The sequence below is a fragment of the Streptomyces sp. NPDC090994 genome, assembly GCF_044768905.1.
In the GTDB taxonomy this organism is placed as follows: domain Bacteria; phylum Actinomycetota; class Actinomycetes; order Streptomycetales; family Streptomycetaceae; genus Streptomyces.
In genome coordinates, this window is record NZ_JBIVWS010000005.1 from 198,067 (window position 1) to 221,479 (window position 23,413).

A 23,413-nucleotide genomic window follows, 5' to 3' on the forward strand; every position below is an offset into this window, starting at 1 on the left:
ACGCGTAGATCGGACACCCCACATGCTCGCGATACGCCTTCCCGGACGCCGCCGCAAGGCCGTCGCCCTCGCCACGGCCGCCGTCCTCACCGCCCTCGCCGCCCCCGCCCTGACGGCGACCGAGGCCACGGCCACGACGACGGACTACGACACGACGTACTACAAGAACGCGATCGGCAAGACGGGGACCAGCCTGAAGTCCTCGCTGCACACGATCATCAGCTCCCAGACGAAGATCTCGTACTCCGCCGTCTGGAACGCCCTCAAGGCCACCGACCAGGACCCGAACAACAGCAACAACGTGATCCTGCTGTACAGCGGCGTCTCCCGCAGCAAGTCCCTCAACGGCGGTGACGTCGGCGACTGGAACCGCGAACACACCTGGGCCAAGTCCCACGGCGACTTCGGCGAGGCGACCGGTCCGGGCACCGACCTGCACCATCTGCGCCCGGCCGACGTCCAGGTCAACAGCATCCGGGGCAACCTGGACTTCGACAACGGCGGCTCCACCGTGAGCAACGGCGGCGGCAGCCTCGTCGACTCCGACTCCTTCGAGCCGCGCGACGCCGACAAGGGTGACGTGGCGCGCATGATCCTCTACATGGCCGTGCGCTACGAGGGCGACGACGGCTGGGCCGACCTGGAGCCCAACGAGAAGGTCGGCAACGGCAGCAACCCCTACATCGGCAAGCTCTCCGTCCTCAAGGCATGGAACGACGAGGACCCGCCGAGCGCCTTCGAGGAGAACCGCAACCAGGTCATCTACGACTCCTACCAGCACAACCGCAACCCGTTCATCGACCACCCGGAGTGGGTCGAGGCGATCTGGTAGGAGCCTGACCGGTCCGTTCAGGCCAGGTGGTCCGGCGCGAACGTCCGCAGGGCCGCCGGGAGGACGACCACCGACGGTCCGGGCGTCGCCAGGGCTCCGGCGAGGTCGGCCTCCAGCGTCCCGGGCGAGCTCCGTACGCCCGGGACGCCGAACGACTCGGCCAGGGCCGCGTAGTCGGGGCCGGGCAGCTCCGTCGCCGTCGGCCGCCCGTCCGCGTCGGTCAGGTGCGCGCGCGGGACGCCGTGGCCGCCGCCGTCGACGATCAGCCAGGTGACGTCCAGGCCGTACTGCCGGGCCGTGGCCAGTTCGGCGAGGGAGCGGAGCGCGCCGTCGTCGCCCGACACCGCCAGCACCGGGCGGGTCGGGTCGGCCGCCGCCGCGCCGAGGGCGGCGGGGAAGGCGTAGCCGGGGCCGCCGGCGCCCTGGGCGGAGTGCATGGCGCCCGCCTTGGCGTCGAAGGCCGACCAGGCCCAGTGGGTGAGGGCCGTCATGTCCCAGAAGGAGGGCGCGGCGGCGGGCAGGGCGCGGCGCACGGCGGCCAGGACGTCCTGTTCCAGGGTGAGTTGCTGGGCGGCGAGCCGGCCGTGGACGCGGTCGAGCAGGGCCCGTACCCGTTCGGGGGCGGTCGGGTCGGTGCGTTCGCCGGTCGTCTCCAGGAGGGCCTGGAGGGCGAGGCGGGCGTCGGCGTGGATGCCGAGGGCGGGGTGGCCGGACTCCAGTGTGCCGAGGTCGGCCTCGATCTGGACGATCCGGCCGCGGGGGCGGAAGGCACGGTGGCCGGAGGAGAGTCCGCCCAGGCCCGAGCCGACGACGAGCAGGACGTCGGCGTCCTCCAGGAAGTCGGTGGTGTGCGGGTCCTCCAGCCAGGACTGAAGGGACAGCGGGTGGGTCCAGGGGAAGGCGCCCTTGCCGCCGGAGGTGGTGACGACGGGGGCGTCGAGGCGTTCCGCGAGCTGGCGGAGCTTGCGCGCGGCGTCGGCGCGGACCACTCCCCCGCCCGCGACGACCACCGGGCGCTCGGCGCGGGTCAGCAGGTCGGCGGCGACGGCCGTCAGCTCCACCCGGGGGACCAGTTCCTCGGGGGTGGCGTCGACGCCCGTCACCACCGGCAGCGGTGTCCCGGCGCCCAGCACGTCGGCCGGGATCTCCACCCAGACGGGACCGTGCGGGGCGGTCAGCGCCGACTTCCAGGCCTCCGCGATCGCGGACGGGATCTGGGACTGGGTGCGCGCGGTGTGGACGGACTTCACCACGCCCCGGAAGGAGGCGGCCTGGCCGGCGAGTCCGTGCGGGTGGCCGGGGCGTCCGCCGCCCGGACCGGCCGCCGCCGCCTGGCTGCCGATCGCCAGGACGGGTGCGGAGGCCGCCCGTGCCTCCTGGAGCGCGGCCAGCGACATCAGCGCGCCCGGTCCGGCGGGCAGCAGCAGCGGGGCGGCCTCGCCGGTGATCCGGCCGTAGGCGTCGGCGGCGTAACCGGCGTTGTCCTCCGCCCGCAGGCCGAAGCAGCGCAGGCCGGAGCGGCGCAGCGCGTCGAGGACGCCGGGCGCGTGCCGGCCGGGCAGGCCGAAGACGGTGGTCGCGCCGAGCCCGGCGAGCGTCTCCAGGACCAGGTCACAGCCGGTGCGGCCGGCGGGCGGGTGCAGCGCGGCCCGGGTCTGGGCGGGGGTCGGGCTGAGTACCACGTCGTGGTCGTGCGTCACTGGGAGCGGTCCTCCGCGATCCGGCGGGACATGAGCGTGGTCAGTTCGTACGCGGTGTGGGAGGCCGCCACCGACGTGATCTCCGCGTGGTCGTAGGCGGGGGCCACCTCGACGACGTCCGCCGACACCAGGTTGCAGGGCGCCAGGCCGCGCAGGATCTCCAGCAGTTCGCGGGAGGTCATGCCGCCGGCCTCGGGGGTGCCGGTGCCGGGCGCGTGGGCCGGGTCGAGGCAGTCGATGTCGACGGAGACGTAGAGCGGGCGGTCGCCGACGCGCCCGCGCAGCTGGTCGGCGACCTCGTCGACGCCGCGCCGCATGACGTCCGCCGACGTGACGATGCCGAAGCCCATCTTCTCGTCGTCGGTGAGGTCCCGCTTGCCGTAGAGCGGGCCGCGGGTGCCGACGTGGGAGAGGGCGGAGGTGTCGAGGATGCCCTCCTCGACGGCGCGGCGGAAGGGGGTGCCGTGGGTGTACTCGGCGCCGAAGTAGGTGTCCCAGGTGTCGAGGTGGGCGTCGAAGTGGAGCAGGGCGACGGGGCCGTGCTTCCGGGCGACCGCGCGCAGCAGGGGCAGCGCGATGGTGTGGTCGCCGCCGAGGGTCATCAGGCGGGCGCCGCCGGCGAGCAGGTCGTCGGCCGCCGCCTCGACGGTCTCCACGGCCTCGTGGATGTCGAACGGGTTGACGGCGATGTCACCGGCGTCCGCGACCTGGGCGAGCGCGAAGGGCGAGGCGTCCTGCGCCGGGTTGTAGGGGCGCAGCAGCCGGGACGCCTCGCGGATGGCGTTGCCGCCGAACCGGGCGCCGGGCCGGTAGGAGACGCCGGAGTCGAACGGCACGCCCACCACGGCGACGTCCGCGCGGCCGACCTCGTCCAGACGGGGCAGCCGGGCGAAGGTCGCGGGGCCCGCGTAGCGCGGGACGCGGGAGGAGTCGACGGGACCGCGAGGGGTGTCGTTGTTGCTCATACCCAGACTGTAAGTGGCCGGAAAGCGACAGCGAAGTGCGCGTTGCGTGGGCCCGGGTGCTCCGTCCCAGCGGGTGACATGGCGCAGACGCCCACAGACGGCTGCCTCACAATGGGAGTCATGCCGATACCCGGGACACCCAGCCGTGCCGAACTCGTCGATCACCTCGTCCGTACCCGTATCGCGGGCGACGTCGCCACCCCCCGCGAGAACAACCTCGCGCACTACCGGAAGCTCGCGAACGGCGACCGCCACTACTGGCTCGGCCTGGAGCTGGGCGACCGCTGGAGCGACGAGCAGGACGTGCTCGCGGTGATGGCGGAGCGGGTGGGCGTCGTCGACGACGCCGAGTTCCGCCACGGCCAGGACACCATCGACCCCGAGCTGACCGTGGCCGCGCTGGAGCGGCTGGCCGGGCGGCTGCGCAAGGCCGCCGACAGCGCGCAGCGGGTGCTGTTCGCCACCGGCCACCCCGGCGGCCTGCTGGACGTGCACCGGGCGACGGCCGCCGCGCTGCGCGCCGCCGGCTGCGAGATCGTCGTCATCCCGGAGGGGCTGCAGACGGACGAGGGGTACGTCATGCAGTTCGCGGACGTGGCGGTGCTGGAGCACGGCGCCACGCTGTGGCACACCCACTCGGGCGAACCGATGAGGGCGATCCTCACCGGCCTGGAGCGCGCGGGCCGCCCGCTGCCCGACCTGGTCGTCGCCGACCACGGCTGGGCGGGCTACGCCGGGCAGCACGGCGTCGACTCCTGCGGGTACGCCGACTGCAACGACCCGGCGCTGTTCCTCGCCGAGGCGGAGGGGACCGTACAGGTCACCGTCCCGCTCGACGACCACGTCCTCAGCCCGCGCTACTACGACCCGATGACGGCGTATCTGCTGGCGGAGGCGGGGCTGGCCTGAGGCTGCCCCAGGGCTTTCCTAGGGCTCGCGTGCGCCGGGCGTCGGGTCCAGATAGACCCGGCGCACCATCGGCAGCTCGGCCCGCAGCCGCCGCTCGGCCCGTTCGCAGGTCCACTCGATCCGGTCGGCGGTCGCCCCGTCCCGGAAGTCGACCTTGGCGGCGACCAGGGCCTCCCGGGGGCCCTGGACGAGGGTGGTCAGTTCCAGGACGGCGTCGATGTCGTCCTCGGCCAGCAGCTCGGCCCGGATGCGTTCCCGCACGGCCGGGGGGAGCGGGCGGCCGATGAGGAACTCCGCGTTGGAGCGGCCGAGCACCCAGGCGACGTAAAGCAGCAGGGCGCCGATGCACAGGGACGCGACGCCGTCCCACACGCCGGAGCCGGTGAGCTGTCCGCCGAGCAGTCCGCCGGCGGCGAGGACGAGGCCGATCAGGGCGGCGGAGTCCTCCATGACGACGGCCTTCACGGCGGTGTCGGGGGTGCGGCGCAGATAGCGCCCGAACGGCACCCGGGCGCGGGCGGCCGCGCCGCGGGCCTGCTGGAGACCGGTGCGCAGGGAGTAGCCCTCCAGCAGGAAGGCGAGCGCCAGGACGATGTACGCGATGAGCGGGTCGCCGGGTTCCTCGCCGTGGGTGAGGGTGTGCAGGCCGTCGTAGAAGGAGAAGACGGCGCCGCCGACGAAGGTGGCGACGGCGGCGAGCAGGGCCCAGATCCAGCGTTCGGGGCCGTGGCCGAGGGGGTGGTCCTCGTCGGCGGGGCGGACGCTGCGTTTCAGGGAGGTCAGCAGCAGCACCTCGGTGACGGTGTCGGCGAGCGAGTGCGCGGCCTCCGACAGCATCGCGCTGGAGCCGCTGATCACGCCGGCCACCGCCTTGGCGAGGGCGATGCCCAGATTGGCGAGGGCGGCGACGATCACCGTGAAGGTGCTCTCGCCGCCGCCCGTGGTCTCGTCCCGTTCCGGTCGCGCCATGCCTCTCAGTGTTCCCGAGGGACGCGGATCACGCCTTCCTGGATGACCGTCACCGCGAGGTGCCCGTCCTGGGTGTGGATCCGGGCCTGGCCCAGGCCCCGGCCGCCGGAGGCCGACGGCGACTGCTGGTCGTAGAGCAGCCATTCGTCGGCGCGGAACGGGCGGTGGAACCACATGGCGTGGTCCAGGGAGGCGCCGACGACGTCACCGACGGCCCAGCCGCCCCGGCCGTGCGCGAGGAGCACGGAGTCGAGCAGGGTCATGTCGGAGACGTAGGTGGCGAGGACGACGTGCAGGAGGGGGTCGTCGGCCAGTTTGCCGTCGGTGCGGAACCAGACCTGGGAGTGCGGCTCGCGCGGGGTGCCGTAGTCGCCGTAGGGCGGGTCGTCGACGTACCGCAGGTCGACGGCGGCGCGGGCCTCCAGGAACCGTTCGACGGTCTCGGCCGGCAGGTGGGGGTAGGAGCGCAGCCGGTCGGCGTGGGTGGGCAGCGTCGCCGGGTCCGGGGCGGGCGGCATCGGCGCCTGGTGGTCGAGGCCGTCCTCGTACGTCTGGAAGGACGCCGACAGGGTGAAGATCGGCTTGCCGTGCTGGACGGCGACGACGCGGCGGGTGGTGAAGGAGCGGCCGTCGCGGAGCCGGTCGACCTCGTAGACGATGGGGGCGTCCGGGTCGCCGGGGCGCAGGAAGTACGCGTGCAGGGAGTGCGCGGGCCGGTCGGCGGGGACCGTGCGTCCGGCGGCGACCATCGCCTGGGCGGCCACCTGCCCGCCGAAGACCCGGGGGACGACGGCGGACCGGGACCGGCCGCGGAAGATGTCCTGCTCGATCCGCTCCAGGTCGAGCAGATCGAGCAGGTTGTCCAGTGCCTCGCTCATACCGTGCGGGTCACAGGCCCATGTTCTTCGCGATGATCATCTTCATGACCTCGCTGGTGCCGCCGTAGATGCGGTTGACGCGGTTGTCGGCGTACAGGCGGGCGATCGGGTACTCGTTCATGTAGCCGTAGCCGCCGTGCAGCTGGAGGCAGCGGTCGATGACGCGGTGGGCGACCTCGGTGCAGAACAGCTTGGCGCCGGCGGCCTCGGCGGCGGTCAGCTCACCGGCGTCCAGGGCCTCCAGGGCGCGGTCGGCGACCGCCTCGGCGGCGTCCACCTCGGCCTGGCAGGCGGCCAGTTCGAACTTGGTGTTCTGGAAGGACGCGACGGTCTTGCCGAAGACGGTCCGGTCCTGGACGTACTCCTTGGCGAACCGCACCGCCGCCTTGGCCTGCGCGTACGCGCCGTAGGCGATGCCCCAGCGCTCGGAGGGCAGGTTGGCGCCGAGGTAGTAGAAGCCCTTGTTCTCCTCGCCGAGGAGGTCCTCCACCGGCACCTTGACGTCGACGAAGGCCAGCTCCGCGGTGTCGGAGGTCTTCAGGCCGAGCTTGTCGAGCTTGCGGCCGACCGAGTAGCCCTCGGACTTGGTGTCGACGGCGAACAGGGAGATGCCGAACCGGCGGTCCTCCGCCGTGGGCGCGGCGGTGCGGGCGCAGACGATGACGCGGTCGGCGTGGACGCCGCCGGTGATGAAGGTCTTGGCGCCGTTGAGGACGTAGTGCGTGCCGTCCTCGCTCAGCTTGGCGGTGGACTTCATGCCCGCGAGGTCGGAGCCGGTGCCCGGCTCGGTCATCGCTATCGCCCACATCTCCTCGGCGGAGACGAACTTGGGCAGGAACCGCTTCTTCTGCTCCTCGGTGGCGAGCATCTTGATGTACGGCAGGGCGAGCAGCACGTGCACGCCGGAGCCGCCGAAGGTGACGCCGGCGCGGGCGGTCTCCTCGTACTGGACGGCCTCGAACTTGTGGCTCTCCAGCCCGGCGCCGCCGAACTCCTCCGGCACGTTGATGCCGAACAGGCCCAGCTCGGCGAGCTTGTAGTAGAACTCGCGGGGCACGATGCCCTCGGTGAACCACTTGTCGTACTCCGGCACGACCTCGGCCTCGATGAAGGCGCGCAGGGTCTCCCGGAACGCCTCGTGATCCTCGTTGAACACCGTACGGCGCACGGGCGCCCACCTCCAGGGGTACGTATATCTAAGCGCTTGCTCAGACCCAACGGTACCGGCGGGTAGGGACGGGAGTCCAGAGCGGGCACCCAGTAACGCGCGTCACGCGCGGGCGCCCCCCGCCGCGGCGAACGCCCCCCGCGCCATCCGGTGCAGCAGCCCCGCCGTCGCCGCCCGCGAGGGCCTGCCCAGGTGGGGCGTCGAGTTCAGCAGGCCGAACACCGCGTGCACCGCCGCCCGTGCGGCGGGCTCCGCGAGGGACGGGTACGCCTCCCGCACCACCCCCACCCACAGCTCCACGTACTGCCGTTGCAGCTGCCGCACCAGCTTGCGGTCGCTGTCCCGGAGGCGGTCCAGCTCGCGGTCGTGCAGGGTGATGAGCGGGCGGTCGTCGAGCGCGAAGTCGATGTGCCCCTCGACGAGCGAGTCGAGGACCGCCTCCGGGGCGCCGTCACCGGCCTCGGCCAGCCGCCGCTTCGCACCCGTCAGGAGCTGACCGCTGATGCCCACCAGCAGCTCGGCGAGCATCGCGTCCTTGCCGGCGAAGTGCCGGTACAGACCCGGCCCGCTGATGCCGACCGCCGCTCCTATCTCGTCCACGCCCACCCCGTGGAACCCGCGCTCGGCGAAGAGCCGCGCGGCCTCCTTGAGGATCTGCTCGCGGCGGGTGGGGGCGTCGGTTCTCGTGGCCATGAGCCAATTCTAGACAGCGAGGTTAGCGCTCGTTAACCTGTGGAACATACGTGTTAACGGCCATTAACCAAGGGGGCGTGAGATGCACGACGAGGCGCCGGAGCTGTCCACCGCGGCCGACCCCGCGTCGGAGGCGTTCCAGGCCAACGACGCGGCACAGCGCGCCCTCGTCGAGGAGCTGCGGAGCAGACTGGCGGCGGCCCGTCTCGGCGGCGGCGAGCGGGCCCGCGCCCGGCACACCGCCCGCGGCAAGCTGCTCCCGCGCGAGCGCGTGGACCGCCTGCTCGACGCCGGCTCCCCGTTCCTGGAGCTGGCGCCGCTGGCGGCGGAGGGGATGTACGACGGGCAGGCCCCGGCGGCCGGGGTGATCGCCGGGATCGGCCGGGTCAGCGGCCGGGAGTGCGTGATCGTCGCCAACGACGCCACGGTCAAGGGCGGCACGTACTACCCGATGACCGTGAAGAAGCACCTGCGCGCCCAGGAGGTGGCCCTGGAGAACCGGCTGCCGTGTCTGTACCTGGTGGACTCCGGCGGCGCCTTCCTGCCGATGCAGGACGAGGTCTTCCCGGACCGGGAGCACTTCGGGCGGATCTTCTACAACCAGGCCCGGATGTCCGGCGCGGGCATCCCGCAGATCGCCGCCGTCCTCGGGTCCTGCACGGCGGGCGGGGCGTACGTCCCGGCGATGAGCGACGAGGCGGTCATCGTGCGCGGCCAGGGCACGATCTTCCTGGGCGGTCCGCCGCTGGTGAAGGCGGCCACCGGCGAGGTGGTGACGGCGGAGGAACTGGGCGGCGGCGAGGTGCACGCGCGGGTGTCGGGCGTCGCCGACCACCTCGCCGAGGACGACGCGCACGCCCTGCGCATCGTGCGGACCATCGTGGACACGCTGCCCGCGCGCGGGGCGCCGCCCTGGGAGGTGCGCCCGGTGGCGGAGCCGAAGGTGGACCCGTACGGGCTGTACGGCGTCGTCCCGGCCGACTCGCGCACGCCCTACGACGTGCGGGAGGTCATCGCGCGGGTGGTGGACGGCTCGCGGTTCGCGGAGTTCAAGGCCGAGTTCGGGCAGACCCTGGTGACCGGGTTCGCCCACGTCCACGGCCATCCGGTCGGCATCGTCGCCAACAACGGCATCCTGTTCTCCGAGTCCGCCCAGAAGGGCGCCCACTTCATCGAGCTGTGCGACCAGCGCGGCATCCCGCTGGTGTTCCTCCAGAACATCTCGGGGTTCATGGTCGGCAAGGACTACGAGGCGGGCGGCATCGCCAAGCACGGCGCCAAGATGGTCACCGCCGTCGCCTGCACCCGCGTACCGAAGCTGACGGTCGTGATCGGCGGCTCGTACGGCGCCGGGAACTACTCGATGTGCGGCCGGGCCTACTCGCCGCGCTTCCTGTGGATGTGGCCCGGCGCCAAGATCTCCGTGATGGGCGGCGAGCAGGCCGCCTCCGTGCTGGCGACCGTCAAGCGGGACCAGCTCCAGGCGCGCGGCGAGGAGTGGCCGGCCGAGGAGGAAGAGGCGTTCAAGGCGCCGGTGCGCGAGCAGTACGAGCGGCAGGGCAACGCCTACTACGCCACCGCCCGGCTGTGGGACGACGGGGTCATCGACCCGCTGGAGACCCGGCAGGTGCTGGGACTGGCCCTGACCGCGTGTGCCCAGGCGCCGCTGGGTGAACCCCGGTTCGGCGTCTTCCGGATGTGAGGGGGAGAACGAGGATGTTCGACACCGTACTCGTGGCCAACCGGGGCGAGATCGCCGTCCGCGTGATCCGCACGCTGCGCGCGCTGGGCGTGCGCTCGGTGGCCGTCTTCTCCGACGCGGACGCGGGCGCCCGGCACGTCCGGGAGGCCGACGAGGCCGTACGGATCGGCCCGGCGCCGGCGGCGGAGAGCTATCTGTCCGTCGAGCGGCTGCTGGAGGCCGCCGAGCGGACGGGCGCGCAGGCCGTCCACCCGGGGTACGGCTTCCTGGCGGAGAACGCCGGTTTCGCGCGGGCCTGCGCGGCGGCGGGGCTGGTCTTCATCGGGCCGCCCGCCGACGCGATCGCCCTGATGGGCGACAAGATCCGGGCCAAGGAGACGGTGGCGGCGGCCGGCGTCCCGGTGGTCCCGGGCGGACGGGACCCTTCCGTCACCGAGGCGGCCCGCGCGCTCGGCGCGCCCGTGCTGCTCAAGCCGTCGGCGGGCGGCGGCGGCAAGGGCATGCGGCTGGTGCGGGACCTCGCGCTGCTGGAGGAGGAGATCGCCGCGGCCCGCCGGGAGGCCCGCGCCTCCTTCGGGGACGACACGCTGCTGGTGGAGCGGTGGATCGACCGGCCCCGGCACATCGAGATCCAGGTGCTGGCCGACGGCCACGGCAACGTCGTCCACCTCGGCGAGCGGGAGTGCTCCCTCCAGCGCCGGCACCAGAAGATCGTCGAGGAGGCGCCCAGCGTGCTGCTCGACGAGGCGACGCGCGCCGCGATGGGCGAGGCGGCCGTGCGGGCGGCCCGTTCCTGCGGCTACCGGGGCGCGGGCACGGTGGAGTTCATCGTCCCCGGCGCCGATCCGTCCGCGTACTGCTTCATGGAGATGAACACCCGCCTCCAGGTGGAGCACCCGGTCACCGAGTACGTCACCGGCCTGGACCTGGTGGAGTGGCAGCTCAGGGTCGCGGCCGGGGAGAAGCTCGGCTTCGGCCAGGCCGACGTCCGGCTCACCGGGCACGCGGTGGAGGCCCGGCTGAGCGCCGAGGACCCCGCGCGGGGCTTCCTGCCGACCGGCGGCACCGTGCTGCGGCTGCGCGAGCCGCGCGGCGACGGCGTGCGCACCGACTCCGGGCTGAGCGAGGGCACCGAGGTCGGCAGCCGCTACGACCCGATGCTGGCCAAGGTGATCGCCCACGGCCCGGACCGGGAGACGGCCCTGCGCAAGCTGCGCGCCGCCCTCGCCCGGACGGTGACGCTGGGGGTGCCGACCAACGCCGGGTTCCTGCGGCGGCTGCTCGCCCACCCGGCGGTGGTGGCGGGCGAGTTGGACACCGGGCTGGTGGAGCGCGAGGCGGACGGCCTGACCCCCGACGGCGTACCGGAGGAGGTGTACGAGGCGGCGGCGGCCGTACGGCTGGACGCGCTGGCGCCGAAGGGCGACGGCTGGACGGACCCGTTCGCGGGGCCCAGCGGGTGGCGGCTGGGCGGGGAGCCGAAGCCGCCCTCCTTCCACCTGCGGGTGACCGACCCGGTCGAGTACACCCCGCGCGGCACCCACACCGTCACCGACGACACCGTCACCGTCACCCTGGACGGCGTCCGGCACACCTTCCACCGGGCCGGCGACTGGCTCGGCCGGGACGGCGACGCCTGGCAGGTACGGGACCACGACCCGGTCGCCGCCTCCCTCACCCGGGCGGCGCACGCGGGCACCGACTCGCTCACCGCGCCCATGCCGGGGACGGTGACGGTGGTGAAGGCCGCCGTCGGCGACGAGGTGGCCGCCGGGCAGAGCCTGCTGGTGGTCGAGGCGATGAAGATGGAGCACGTCGTCTCCGCCCCGCACGCCGGCACGGTCACCGAACTCGACGTCTCCCCCGGCACCACGGTCGCCATGGACCAGGTACTGGCGGTCATCGCCCCCGCGGAGGTGGCCCCATGACGCTCCCCATGACCGTCCCGGCGCCCGGTCTGCCCACCCGGGTCCGCATCCACGAGGTCGGCCCCCGCGACGGCCTCCAGAACGAGAAGGCGACCGTCCCGACGGAGGTCAAGGCCGAGTTCGTGCGCCGCCTGGCCGAGTCGGGCCTGACGACCGTCGAGGCGACGAGCTTCGTGCACCCGAAGTGGGTGCCCCAACTGGCCGACGCGGAGGCCCTGTTCCCGCAGGTCTCCGCCCTCCCGGTCGCCCTCCCCGTCCTGGTCCCCAACGAACGCGGCCTGGACCGGGCCCTCGCCCTCGGCGCCCGCCGGGTCGCCGTCTTCGCCAGCGCCACCGAGTCCTTCGCCCAGGCCAACCTCAACCGCTCGGTGGACGAGTCGCTGGCCATGTTCGCCCCGGTGGTGGCCCGCGCCAAGGCCGCCGGCGTGCACGTACGCGGCTATCTGTCGATGTGTTTCGGCGACCCCTGGGAGGGCGCGGTCCCCGTCCCGCGGGTGGTCCGGGTCTGCCGGGCCCTGCTGGACCTCGGCTGCGACGAGCTGAGCCTCGGCGACACCATCGGCGTCGCGACGCCCGGACACGTCACCGCCCTGCTGGACGCGCTGACCGGCCAGGGCGTCCCCGTGGACGCGATCGGCGTCCACTTCCACGACACCTACGGCCAGGCCCTGGCCAACACCCTCGCCGCGCTCCAACGGGGCGTCACCACCGTCGACGCCTCCGCCGGCGGCCTCGGCGGCTGCCCGTTCGCCAGGTCCGCCACGGGCAACCTGGCCACCGAGGACCTGGTGTGGATGCTGCGCGGCCTCGGCATCGACACCGGCGTCGACCTCGACCGCCTGGCCGCCACCAGCGTGTGGATGGCCGCCCACCTCGACCGCCCCAGCCCGTCCCGCACCGTCCGTGCCCTCTCCCACAAGGACCAGTGATCAGGATGGACCACCGGCTCTCCCCCGAACTGGAAGAACTGCGCCGCACCGTCGAGGAGTTCGCCCACGACGTGGTGGCCCCCAAGATCGGCGACTTCTACGAGCGGCACGAGTTCCCGTACGAGATCGTCCGCGAGATGGCCCGGATGGGCCTGTTCGGCCTGCCCTTCCCCGAGGAGTACGGCGGGATGGGCGGCGACTACCTCGCCCTCGGCATCGCCCTGGAGGAACTGGCCCGGGTGGACTCCTCGGTGGCCATCACGCTGGAGGCCGGCGTCTCGCTGGGCGCGATGCCGGTCCACCTGTTCGGCACCGAGGAGCAGAAGCGGACCTGGCTGCCGAAGCTGTGCTCCGGCGAGATCCTCGGCGCCTTCGGGCTGACCGAGCCGGACGGCGGCTCGGACGCGGGGGCGACCCGGACGACGGCCCGGCTGGACGAGGCGTCCGGCGAGTGGGTGATCAACGGCACCAAGTGCTTCATCACCAACTCCGGCACCGACATCACCGGCCTGGTCACGGTCACGGCGGTCACCGGCCGCAAGCCGGACGGTTCCCCGCGCATCTCCGCGATCATCGTGCCGTCGGGCACCCCCGGCTTCACCGTCGCCCCGCCGTACTCCAAGGTCGGCTGGAACGCCTCGGACACCCGGGAGCTGTCCTTCGAGGACGTCCGGGTACCGGCCCGCAACTTGCTGGGCGAACAGGGCCGGGGCTACGCCCAGTTCCTGCGCATCCTCGACGAGGGCCGGATCGCGATCGCCGCGCTGGCCACCGGCCTGGCCCAGGGCTGTGTGGACGAGTCGGTGAAGTACGCCAAGGAGCGGCACGCCTTCGGGCGGCCCATCGGGGCCAACCAGGCGATCCAGTTCAAGATCGCGGACATGGAGATGAAGGCGCACACCGCCCGGCTGGCCTGGCGGGACGCGGCGTCGCGGCTGGTGGCGGGCGAGCCGTTCAAGAAGGAGGCGGCGCTGGCGAAGCTGTACTCGTCGACGGTCGCGGTGGACAACGCCCGGGACGCCACGCAGATCCACGGCGGGTACGGGTTCATGAACGAGTACCCGGTCGCCCGGATGTGGCGGGACTCCAAGATCCTGGAGATCGGCGAGGGGACCAGCGAGGTGCAGCGGATGCTGATCGCGCGGGAGCTGGGCCTGGTGAGCTGAGGCCGGGGACGCGGAACCCCGGAACGGAACTCTGGAGCGAAACCCTGGAGCGGAACTCTGGACAAAATGATCTGAGGTTAGGCTAACCTACCTTCGAATTGTCCGGCGGACGCTCCGCCCCGTTCGAAACGAGCCACGCATGTCCAACGCCAGAGCCACCCACTTCACCCGTCGCGGCATCCTCGCGGCCGGCGGCGCCCTCGGCCTCGGTGCCGCGCTCACGGCCTGCGGCAGCGACGACGAGAACGGTGGCTCGGCGGACGGAAAAGCCGCCGCGTCCGGCCCCTGGTCGTTCAAGGACGACCGCGGCACCACCGTGAAGCTGGACCAGGTCCCCACGAGCATCGTCGCCTTCACCGGCGTCGCCGCCGCGCTCTGGGACTACGGCGTCCAGGTCAAGGGCGTCTTCGGGCCGACGACGACGAAGGACGGCAAGGCCGACGTCCAGGCCGGCGACATGGACGTCAGCAAGGTGACCGTCCTCGGCAACGCCTGGGGCAAGTTCAACGTCGAGAAGTACGCCGCCCTCGCCCCCGAGCTGCTGATCACCACGACGTTCGACGACGCGGGCACCCTGTGGGCGGTCCCGGAGGAGTCCAAGGACAAGATCGCCAAGCTGGCCCCGAGCGTCGCGGTCTCCGTCTTCGACCGGCAGCTCACCGAGCCGCTCCAGCGGATGTGGGAGCTGGCCGAGTCGCTGGGCGCCGACATGAAGGCGGCCAAGACCGTCCAGGCGAAGAAGGACTTCGAGGCCGCCGCCGAGCGGCTGCGCGCGGCGGCCAAGGCCCGCCCCGAGATCAAGGTGCTGGCGGGCTCCGCGAGCCCCGACCTGTTCTACGTCTCCGGCACCAACCTCTCGGTCGACCTGGAGTACTTCAAGGCCCTCGGCGTGAACTTCGTCGAGCCCTCGGAGGCCGCCAAGAAGGCGACCGGCGGCTGGTACGAGTCGCTGAGCTGGGAGAACGTCGACAAGTACGCGGCGGACGTCATCATCATGGACGACCGTTCCTCGACCACCCAGCCGGCCGACATCACCGAGGGCACCTGGAAGAAGCTGCCCGCGGTCAAGGCCGGCCAGGTCATCTCCCGCTCCCCCGAGCCGATCCTGTCCTACGACAAGTGCACGCCGCTGCTGACGAACCTCGCGGAAGCCATCGAGAAGGCCAAGAAGGTCAGCTGACCCGCCCCTCTCCCGTTCGAGCCGCCCGTAGCCGCCCGTAGCCGCCCGTCCCGCCGGACGAGGCGGCTCGGTGCGTTCCGGTCACCTGTTGCCACTCCCCCGAAGGTTAGTTAGGTTAGGCTTACCTAAGTAACCGAGTAAGCCGACCGGAGGAGACTCCCGTGACCTTCACCTTCCGTCCCCTGGATCCGCTGAAGGACGCCGCGCTGGTGCACCGGTGGGTCACGCACCCGCAGGCCGCCTTCTGGCTGGCGCGGGACGCGAAACTGGTGGACGTCGAGCGCGCCTGCATGCGGATCGCCGCCGACGAGCGCCACCACGCCCTGCTGGGCCTGCGCTGCGGCGTGCCCGTCTTCCTCATGGAGACCTACGACCCGGCCGTGCTGCACGAGTCCGAGCCCGGCGACATCGGCCTGCACCTCCTCGCCTCCCCGGCCTACAACCCCGTGCCCGGCCTGCTGCTCAGGGCCGCCCTGACCCACCTCTTCGCGGACCCGGCCGTCCGCCGCGTCGTCCTCGCCCCGGACGCGGCCGGCGCGGCGACGGAGCACAAAGCCCCCCTCGCCTTCCGCACCCGGGAGGAGTTCTACGCGACGACCGCGACGACCGCGACGAGCACCAAGACACTCCCGACGACCGCGACGACCCCGACGACCGCGATGGCCGCGTGAGCGAGCACCCTCCCCCGCGGGGCCCGCGCCGGGGGACAATCCCCGCATGGCGGAAATCATCCAGAAGGACGGCACCTGGGCCTTCGACGGGGACGCCCTGCGCCTGACGCCCGGCCGGGACCGGAGCGTCGGCCTGCTCCGCAGGGAACTGGGCGAACTCGTCGTACCCCTGGGCGCGTTGGCGGGCATCTCCTTCGAGCAGGGCAGGAAGGCCGGACGGCTGCGCCTCAGGCTGCGCGACGGCGCCGACCCCCTGCTGCACGCCACCGGCGGCCGGCTCACCGAGCCGCACGACCCGTACCAGCTGATCGTCGAGGCCGACCGCTACGGCGTGGCCGAGTACTTCACCGACGAGATCCGCAACGCGCTGCTCCTGGACGAGGTGCCGGCCGACCCGGTCCGCGAGTACCTGCTGCCGGGCCCGCCCGTCCCCCTCTCCGTCTCCGCCGGGGACGGCACCGCCGCCTTCGACGGCGAGCGGGTCCGCCTGGAGTGGAACTGGAAGACGGAGGACGCCAAGGCCGCCGCCGGCTCCCGCGTCCTGCCCCTGGCCGACATCACCGCCGTCGAGTGGCTGCCGTCGGTCGGCCTGGACAACGGCCACCTGCGGTTCACCGTCCGCGGGGCGCCGACCAAGACCCCGCCCAAGTACGACCCGAACGCCGTCGAGTTGTGGGGGTTCAAGAAGGACCCGCTGATGGCCCTGGTCGCCGCGGCCGTGCAGGCCCGCCTCCCGCACCCCTCCGGCCGCCCGGCCGGGGACGCGCCCGGCACCCCCGCCCGCACCGCCGCGGCGGCCGCCGCCCCCGCCGAGGACGACCACGACGCGCTGCTGCGGCGGCTGCGGGAGCTGGGCGAGCTGCACCGCGACGGGGTCCTGACCGACGACGAGTTCGCCCTGGCCAAGGCGGCCGTGCTCAAACGGATGTGACGCTCACCGGGACCGGCGGGCCACCGTGAAGTGGTCGACCTGCTCGCCGGTCTCGGCGATGCCCCGCACCTTCAGCGTGGCCGTGCGGCCCTTGGCGGCCGGGGTGACGTCGACGCGCAGGAAGGAGTAGTCGAGGTAGCGCACCCGCGACCAGGCGACGGTCTCGCTCTGCTTGCCGCCGTCGACGCAGACGAACGACGAGACCGACTCGTCGTCCTTGACGTCGCCCTCGTAGGACTCGTCGGCGCTGAAGGCGTACAGGCTCTTGCCGGCCGCGCCCGCGGTGACGTAGACGACGCCCTCGGTCTCGGGGTAGGCGGTGCCGCCGATGGGCAGTTCCTTGGCGACCTCGCCGCCCTTGATGACGTCGGTGCGCTCGTAGACGTGGTTGTGGCCGTTGATGACCAGGTCGACGGTGTACTTCTCGAAGAGCGGCACCCACTCGTCGCGCACCCCGCCCTCGGAGGCGTGGGCGGTGGCGGTGCAGTAGGCGCAGTGGTGGAAGAAGACGACGATGAAGTCGATGTCCCGGTCGGCCCGGTAGGCCTTCAGCTTCCGCTCCAGCCAGGTCGTCTGGGTGCCGCCGGAGATGCCGAGGTTGGCCGGGATCTCGAAGGAGATGTCGTTGGCGTCCAGTGCGATGACCGCCGTGTTGCCGTGCGTGAAGGAGTAGACGCCGGGGAGGTTGGTCTTGTCCGGGCCGTTGTCCGGCAGCTCCCAGCGGGCCTCCTCGCCGCCGTAGCCGTTGGGCGAGTACCAGGCCTCCATGTCGTGGTTGCCGTACGCGACCATCCACGGCACCGACTTGGCGACCGACTCGGTCTGGTGCAGGAACTGGTCCCACACCCGGGAGTCGAAGCCGGTGTCGGAGGTCTTGCCCTGCCCGGCCGGGTCGCCGTAGGCGATGTCGCCGGCGTGCAGGTGGAAGGCGGGGTTCTGGGCGAGGATCAGGGCGTCGTTGGCGAGGCCGTGGTAGCTGACGCCCTGGTCGCCGAAGGCGGTGAAGGTGAACGGCTCCGCCTTGGCGGGGGCCGTGGTGAAGGTGCCGAGGGTGCCGGCGAGGTGGGCCTCGGCCGGGTCGAAACCGGCGTGGCCGACACCGTAGTAGTAGGTCCGGCCCGGCTTGAGCCGGCTGAGCCTGGCGTGCACGTAGTACTGGGTGTGGTCGCCGCTCGCGCCGACCCCGGCGGGGGTGTGCAGGGTGCGGATCTCGGCGTCGATCTTGCGGGAGAGGTCCCAGGGGTGGGCGCCGATCCGGATGAACGGCTTCTTGACGGCGACCGGGACCTGCCAGGAGACGGTCATCTCGGTGCGCGGGTCGTTGCCGTAGGCGAGGTGGCGGCCGAAGGGGGCGACCAGGGCGCCGTCGACGGTCTCGGTGGCCGGAGCCGTGCGCTGGGTCGGTACGGCGGCCCGGGCGGTGCCGCCCGCCACGAACGCGCCGCCGGCCACGGCACCGAGCGTGACCGCCCCGCCCCGCACCAGCGTGCGGCGCGAGAACCTGGCCCGCAGGTACTCGTGCTGCTCGGCCATGCTCATCCGCGCGGCCAGCCGCTCGGGAACGCCCATACGAGGAATATCCATGGTGACTGAAACTCGTCTCCCTAGGCAACGATTTTTCGGCCACAGGATGGACAGCCGGCAAACAGCCTCTCATGAGAGTTTCAACAGGTGCGTGCCCGAAATCGGGCAGGATTCTTGCGCGGGCGCCGACTGTCCCCCAGGATCTACCGGGTGCACGACGAACTCGTTGATCATCTGACGCGGTCCACGCCCCTCAACCGGGGCGAGGCACTGCGCGTGGTCCAGGACGTGCTCGCCTACTTCGACGAGACGACCGAGGAATTCGTCCGTCGCCGCCACCGCGAACTCCAGGCCCAGGGCCTGGTGAACGCGACGATCTTCGAGCGGATCAAGGCGGAACTCACATACCGGGCGGTCGCACCGCCGGAGCTGACGCTCCGCCAGCTGCGCCGCATCGTCTACGGCTGAGGGACAGCGTTTCTATGTGCGGAATCGTCGGATACATCGGGAAGCGCGACGTGGCGCCCCTGCTCCTGGAGGGCCTCCAGCGCCTGGAGTACCGGGGCTACGACTCGGCGGGCATCGTCGTCACCTCGCCGAAGGCGGCCGGCCTGAAGATGGTCAAGGCCAAGGGCCGGGTCCGCGACCTGGAGGCCAAGGTCCCGGCGCGCTTCAAGGGCACCACCGGCATCGCCCACACCCGCTGGGCCACCCACGGCGCCCCCTCCGACGTCAACGCCCACCCGCACATGTCGGCCGACGACCGGGTCGCCGTCGTCCACAACGGCATCATCGACAACGCCGCCGAGCTGCGCCGCAAGCTGGAGGCGGAGGGCGTCGAGTTCCTCTCCGAGACCGACACCGAGGTCCTCGTCCACCTCATCGCCCGTTCGGGCGCCGAGAAGCTGGAGGACCGCGTCCGCGAGACCCTCCGCCTGATCGAGGGCACCTACGGCATCGCGGTGATGCACGCCGACTTCCCCGACCGCATCGTGGTCGCCCGCAACGGCTCCCCGGTCGTCCTCGGCATCGGCGAGAAGGAGATGTTCGTCGCCTCCGACATCGCCGCGCTGGTCACCCACACCCGGCAGATAGTCACCCTCGACGACGGCGAGATGGCCACCCTCAAGGCCGACGACTTCCGCACGTACACCACCGAGGGCACCCGCACCACCGCCGAGCCGACCACCGTGGAGTGGGAGGCGGCCTCCTACGACATGGGCGGCCACGACACCTACATGCACAAGGAGATCCACGAGCAGGCCGAGGCGGTCGACCGCGTCCTGCGCGGCCGGATCGACGACCGCTTCTCCACGGTGCACCTGGGCGGCCTCAACCTGGACGCCCGCGAGGCCCGCCGCATCCGGCGCGTGAAGATCCTCGGCTGCGGCACCTCGTACCACGCGGGCATGATCGGCGCCCAGATGATCGAGGAGCTGGCCCGCATCCCCGCCGACGCCGAGCCCGCCTCCGAGTTCCGCTACCGCAACGCCGTCGTCGACCCCGACACCCTCTACGTCGCCGTGTCCCAGTCCGGTGAGACGTACGACGTACTGGCCGCCGTACAGGAGCTGAAGCGCAAGGGCGCGCGGGTGCTGGGCATCGTCAACGTGGTCGGCTCGGCCATCGCCCGCGAGGCGGACGGCGGCATGTACGTGCACGCGGGCCCCGAGGTCTGCGTCGTCTCCACCAAGTGCTTCACCAACACCACGGTCGCCTTCGCGCTGCTCGCCCTGCACCTGGGCCGCACCCGCGACCTGTCCGTGCGGGACGGCAAGCGGATCATCGAGGGGCTGCGCAAGCTGCCCGCGCAGATCTCCGAGATGCTGGAGCAGGAGGAGGACATCAAGAAGCTGGCCGCGCAGTACGCCGACGCCCGCTCGATGCTCTTCATCGGCCGGGTGCGGGGCTACCCGGTGGCCCGCGAGGCGTCGTTGAAGCTCAAGGAGGTCTCGTACATCCACGCCGAGGCCTACCCGGCCTCCGAGCTGAAGCACGGCCCGCTCGCGCTGATCGAGCCGGCCCTGCCCACGGTGGCGATCGTCCCCGACGACGACCTGCTGGAGAAGAACCGCGCCGCGATGGAGGAGATCAAGGCCCGCAGCGGCCAGATCCTCGCGGTCGCCCACCAGGAGCAGGAGAAGGCCGACCACACGATCGTCGTCCCGAAGAACGAGGACGAACTCGACCCCATCCTGATGGGCATTCCCCTGCAACTCCTGGCCTACCACACGGCGTTGGCCCTGGGCCGGGACATCGACAAGCCGCGCAACCTGGCCAAGTCGGTGACGGTGGAGTAGGACTCCCCGCCCCGCAGCAGACGGCCCCTCACGTGTGCCAACAGCACGCGGGGGGCCGTTCCGGGTCGCCGGGAAGCCGCCCGACTCCCCGGCCGACGCTGCCGACCGGCGGCCGTCACTCCCCGGTCGGTGCCCCCTTTATGCCCTTCGCAAGAGCACGAACACCTCTACGCGGCGGTAGGTTCCGGCGGGCTGCCGGACCGTCAGGGAATGACCACCACGGGCCGCTGGGCCCGCTTGGCGAGCCGTCCGGCGACCGAGCCGAAGAGACGCCCCACCAGACCGTGGGTGGACCCCACGACGATGGCGTCGGCCTCGTACTCCCGCCCCACCTCTTCGAGTTCGTGGCAGATGTCGCCGCCGCGCTCGACCAGGATCCAGGGGACCTCGGTGAGGTAGTCCGCGCAGGCCAGTTCCAGCCCGAGGACCTCGGTGCGGTGGTCGGGAACGTCCACGAAGACGGGTGGCTCGCAGCCCGCCCACACGGTCGTGGGCAGCCGGTTGGCCACATGGACGATGATCAGGCCCTGCGCCTGCCGGCGCGCCATGCCGATGGCGTAGGCGAGGGCGCGTTCACTGGACGTGGAGCCGTCGAAGCCCACGACGACCCCGTGCTTGAAGGCGGGGTCGCACGCGTGACGCGGCTCGGGCTCCGCCAGGGGATCGGCCGCCGTCGGATCGGCGACCGGCCGCTTGCGGTCCGCGGGTTCGAAGAATTCGTGACCGGCCATGGCTGTCTCGGCGTTTTGATCCTTTATGGGTGGACCGACAGGGTGCGGCGGAGCTGTGTCCGAATCAGTGTCCGGGAATCATCTTCCCAACCCCATACCCCCAAGGGTACGGCGGCACGCCTCCTTCGCCCAGTTCCCGGCGGGCTCCCCGCCGGGGTTCCCCGGAGCATGCACGAGGGGGCGCCCGTTACGCAATGGTTGCTGCGCTGTACAGGCGGTTCGCACAGGATTCACGCGCGCGTACGCCTCTCGTGCGCAAGTCCGGTCCGCCGGCCCGACCTGGGGCACCGGTCCGCCCGGGCCGGCGTCGAGCCCCTGCGAGCCCTCTCAGGGAGCACGCGCGCCGGGATCGGACCACCCCCCTCCCCGCGCCGGACACCGGGCCTCCCCCCGGTTTCCCTGGGGTCTCCGGCTCCTGGGGCGCCGAGGTTCCCTCGCGGGCGCCGGCGACGGGACAGGGGCGCGCGGGAGCGGACGGGACACCGGAAGACGCACACCGGTCGCCTGACCGGTTTCCGTACACGCGCCCGTTCCTTTTCGGCCAACTTCGACGCATGGCGCATCCCTGTCGGGTACCACCCCCCAATCCCCGTTCCACCTGCACGGAAAGGGTCTCGAGGGCCCTGCGCACCCTACGGGGATTGGCCACTGCCACAAGGCGTACTTCCCTGCGGCGCCCCGGAGTGCAACGCTTCGTGATCGAATGCTTCACGCCAAGTTGCCATGTCGACAATGTCCCAAGTGCCGAACCGGCCACCCCGGCACGACGGGACGCAGTAGATTCGATCTTGATTGTCTACGGCGGGGGACAAGTGCAGGACCGAGGGGAAACGTGCTGGAGCGACAGGCCCGACAAGTTAGGGGCGCCGCGACCACCGAGGGGGGCTTAGCAGTATGAGCCACGACTCCGCTGCCGCGCCGGAAGCCGCGACCCGGAAGCTCTCCGGGCGACGCCGCAAGGAGATCGTCGCGGTGCTGCTGTTCAGCGGCGGCCCCATCTTCGAGAGTTCCATACCGCTGTCGGTGTTCGGTATCGACCGGCAGGACGCCGGCGTGCCGCGCTACCGGCTGCTGGTCTGCGCCGGGGAGGACGGCCCGCTCAGGACCACGGGAGGTCTGGAGCTGACCGCGCCGCAAGGACTGGAGGCGATCTCCCGGGCCGGCACCGTGGTGGTGCCCGCCTGGCGGTCGATCACCTCACCGCCCCCGGAGGAGGCGCTGGACGCGCTGCGCCGGGCGCACGAGGAGGGCGCGCGCATCGTCGGTCTGTGCACCGGCGCGTTCGTGCTGGCCGCGGCGGGGCTGCTGGACGGCCGCCCGGCCACCACCCACTGGATGTACGCGCCGACGCTCGCCAAGCGCTACCCGTCGGTCCACGTCGACCCGCGGGAGCTGTTCGTCGACGACGGCGACGTGCTGACCTCGGCGGGCACCGCGGCCGGGATCGATCTCTGCCTGCACATCGTGCGCACGGACCACGGCAACGAGGCGGCCGGCGCGCTCGCCCGGCGCCTGGTGGTACCGCCGCGCCGCAGCGGCGGCCAGGAGCGCTACCTGGACCGCTCTTTACCGGAGGAGATCGGCGCCGACCCGCTCGCCGAGGTCGTCGCCTGGGCGCTGGAGCACCTCCACGAGCAGTTCGACGTGGAGACGCTCGCCGCGCGCGCGTACATGTCGCGCCGGACCTTCGACCGGCGCTTCCGCTCGCTGACGGGCTCGGCGCCGCTCCAGTGGCTGATCACCCAGCGGGTGCTCCAGGCGCAGCGTCTGCTGGAGACGTCGGACTACTCGGTGGACGAGGTCGCCGGCCGCTGCGGCTTCCGGTCGCCGGTGGCGCTGCGCGGCCACTTCCGCCGCCAGCTCGGCTCCTCCCCGGCCGCGTACCGCGCCGCCTACCGCGCCCGTCGGCCGCAGGGCGACCGCCCGGCGGAGAGCGGTGAGCGGGCCCCGGCACCGGCCGAGGCGGCCGGTCAGCACCCGGTCCCGCCGCACCCGGAGGGCGGCGTCCCGTTCCAGACCCGCCGCCCCGCCCCGCACCTGGCCCCCGCGGAACCCGACCGCGAGGCCTACGCGGGCCCCCGCCCCAGCCTCCCGGGCCAGCGCAGCGCGCCCTGACGTCCACGGGATGCCGGGGCCGCCTGCCGCGCCCGGCATCCGGTCAGCGGGCGGGCGCCCGGACGGCCGGCGCCGGCTTCCCGGCCCGTCCGGCGTCCGAGGGCGAGGCCGTCCGGGCCGGC

At 72.5% G+C, this 23,413-nt stretch carries 20 protein-coding genes; 12 read left to right on the forward strand and 8 right to left on the reverse strand.

Annotated elements, in window-relative coordinates:
• The first annotated feature begins 22 nt into the window (after positions 1–22).
• Positions 23–832, forward strand: coding sequence for an endonuclease I family protein (locus ACIQR3_RS13735; protein ID WP_403538066.1), 810 nt, complete (start codon positions 23–25; stop codon positions 830–832).
• 17 nt (positions 833–849) lie between these two features.
• Here the strand turns inward: ACIQR3_RS13735 and ACIQR3_RS13740 are convergent, their stop codons facing one another.
• Together ACIQR3_RS13740 and speB are read right to left on the reverse strand one after the other, a co-directional pair.
• Positions 850–2,532, reverse strand: coding sequence for a thiamine pyrophosphate-binding protein (locus ACIQR3_RS13740; RefSeq protein WP_403538068.1), 1,683 nt, complete (start codon positions 2,530–2,532; stop codon positions 850–852).
• Positions 2,529–3,497 (reverse strand): agmatinase, encoded by a 969-nt coding sequence (gene speB, locus ACIQR3_RS13745; protein ID WP_403538070.1) that lies wholly within the window; start codon positions 3,495–3,497, stop codon positions 2,529–2,531. The genes ACIQR3_RS13740 and speB overlap by 4 nt, the downstream gene beginning before the upstream one ends.
• Positions 3,498–3,617: 120 nt before the next feature.
• On the opposite strand from speB, the gene ACIQR3_RS13750 reads away from it, so the two are divergent.
• Positions 3,618–4,406, forward strand: a complete 789-nt coding sequence (locus ACIQR3_RS13750) for a phosphatase (protein WP_403538071.1) — start codon at positions 3,618–3,620, stop codon at positions 4,404–4,406.
• Between the two features lie 18 nt (positions 4,407–4,424).
• Here ACIQR3_RS13750 and ACIQR3_RS13755 read toward each other — a convergent pair whose 3' ends face one another.
• From ACIQR3_RS13755 to ACIQR3_RS13770, 4 genes are all read right to left on the reverse strand, one after another.
• Entirely contained in the window at positions 4,425–5,375 is a 951-nt protein-coding gene (locus ACIQR3_RS13755; RefSeq protein ID WP_403538073.1) for a cation diffusion facilitator family transporter, read from the reverse strand.
• 5 nt (positions 5,376–5,380) lie between these two features.
• Complete coding sequence (locus ACIQR3_RS13760) at positions 5,381–6,253, reverse strand: acyl-CoA thioesterase (protein WP_403538075.1); 873 nt, start codon at positions 6,251–6,253, stop codon at positions 5,381–5,383.
• A 10-nt stretch (positions 6,254–6,263) separates the two neighbouring features.
• Positions 6,264–7,421 carry an acyl-CoA dehydrogenase family protein gene (locus ACIQR3_RS13765; RefSeq protein WP_403538077.1) on the reverse strand — a complete coding sequence of 386 codons (1,158 nt, stop codon included), beginning with the start codon at positions 7,419–7,421 and terminating at the stop codon, positions 6,264–6,266.
• A 102-nt stretch (positions 7,422–7,523) separates the two neighbouring features.
• Positions 7,524–8,114: a TetR/AcrR family transcriptional regulator gene (locus ACIQR3_RS13770; RefSeq protein ID WP_403538079.1), complete on the reverse strand. Its 591-nt coding sequence runs from the start codon at positions 8,112–8,114 to the stop codon at positions 7,524–7,526.
• 82 nt (positions 8,115–8,196) lie between these two features.
• On the opposite strand from ACIQR3_RS13770, the gene ACIQR3_RS13775 reads away from it, so the two are divergent.
• The 7 genes from ACIQR3_RS13775 (at position 8,197) to ACIQR3_RS13805 (ending at position 16,621) form a co-directional block, all read left to right on the forward strand.
• Entirely contained in the window at positions 8,197–9,816 is a 1,620-nt protein-coding gene (locus ACIQR3_RS13775; RefSeq protein WP_403538080.1) for a carboxyl transferase domain-containing protein, read from the forward strand.
• 14 nt (positions 9,817–9,830) lie between these two features.
• Entirely contained in the window at positions 9,831–11,744 is a 1,914-nt protein-coding gene (locus ACIQR3_RS13780) for an acetyl/propionyl/methylcrotonyl-CoA carboxylase subunit alpha (protein ID WP_403538081.1), read from the forward strand.
• Complete coding sequence (locus ACIQR3_RS13785) at positions 11,741–12,673, forward strand: hydroxymethylglutaryl-CoA lyase (protein ID WP_403538083.1); 933 nt, start codon at positions 11,741–11,743, stop codon at positions 12,671–12,673. Before ACIQR3_RS13780 ends, ACIQR3_RS13785 begins: the two co-directional genes overlap by 4 nt.
• Before the next feature lie 5 nt (positions 12,674–12,678).
• On the forward strand, positions 12,679–13,839 hold the full coding sequence (locus ACIQR3_RS13790) for an acyl-CoA dehydrogenase family protein (RefSeq protein WP_403538084.1): 1,161 nt from the start codon (positions 12,679–12,681) through the stop codon (positions 13,837–13,839).
• A gap of 139 nt (positions 13,840–13,978) precedes the next feature.
• Positions 13,979–15,019 carry an ABC transporter substrate-binding protein gene (locus ACIQR3_RS13795; RefSeq protein ID WP_403538086.1) on the forward strand — a complete coding sequence of 347 codons (1,041 nt, stop codon included), beginning with the start codon at positions 13,979–13,981 and terminating at the stop codon, positions 15,017–15,019.
• Positions 15,020–15,180: 161 nt separating this feature from the next.
• Positions 15,181–15,690, forward strand: coding sequence for a GNAT family N-acetyltransferase (locus ACIQR3_RS13800; protein WP_403538088.1), 510 nt, complete (start codon positions 15,181–15,183; stop codon positions 15,688–15,690).
• A gap of 46 nt (positions 15,691–15,736) precedes the next feature.
• Positions 15,737–16,621, forward strand: a complete 885-nt coding sequence (locus tag ACIQR3_RS13805) for a DUF4429 domain-containing protein (RefSeq protein ID WP_403538089.1) — start codon at positions 15,737–15,739, stop codon at positions 16,619–16,621.
• A gap of 3 nt (positions 16,622–16,624) precedes the next feature.
• On the opposite strand, the gene ACIQR3_RS13810 is transcribed toward ACIQR3_RS13805, so the two are convergent.
• On the reverse strand, positions 16,625–18,190 hold the full coding sequence (locus ACIQR3_RS13810) for a fibronectin type III domain-containing protein (protein ID WP_403538090.1): 1,566 nt from the start codon (positions 18,188–18,190) through the stop codon (positions 16,625–16,627).
• 165 nt (positions 18,191–18,355) lie between these two features.
• On the opposite strand from ACIQR3_RS13810, the gene ACIQR3_RS13815 reads away from it, so the two are divergent.
• Together ACIQR3_RS13815 and glmS are read left to right on the forward strand one after the other, a co-directional pair.
• A complete protein-coding gene (locus ACIQR3_RS13815) occupies positions 18,356–18,613 on the forward strand; it encodes a hypothetical protein (protein ID WP_215167748.1) in 258 nt (85 codons plus the stop codon).
• Positions 18,614–18,627: 14 nt separating this feature from the next.
• Positions 18,628–20,445, forward strand: a complete 1,818-nt coding sequence (glmS, locus tag ACIQR3_RS13820; RefSeq protein ID WP_403538092.1) for a glutamine--fructose-6-phosphate transaminase (isomerizing) — start codon at positions 18,628–18,630, stop codon at positions 20,443–20,445.
• Between the two features lie 203 nt (positions 20,446–20,648).
• On the opposite strand, the gene ACIQR3_RS13825 is transcribed toward glmS, so the two are convergent.
• Positions 20,649–21,176, reverse strand: a complete 528-nt coding sequence (locus tag ACIQR3_RS13825; RefSeq protein WP_215167722.1) for a universal stress protein — start codon at positions 21,174–21,176, stop codon at positions 20,649–20,651.
• A gap of 894 nt (positions 21,177–22,070) precedes the next feature.
• Between ACIQR3_RS13825 and ACIQR3_RS13830 the strand changes: the two genes are divergently transcribed.
• The gene (locus ACIQR3_RS13830) at positions 22,071–23,291 is read left to right on the forward strand and encodes a helix-turn-helix domain-containing protein (RefSeq protein WP_403538094.1); all 1,221 of its coding nucleotides are present in this window, start codon (positions 22,071–22,073) and stop codon (positions 23,289–23,291) included.
• Positions 23,292–23,413 lie beyond the last annotated feature (122 nt).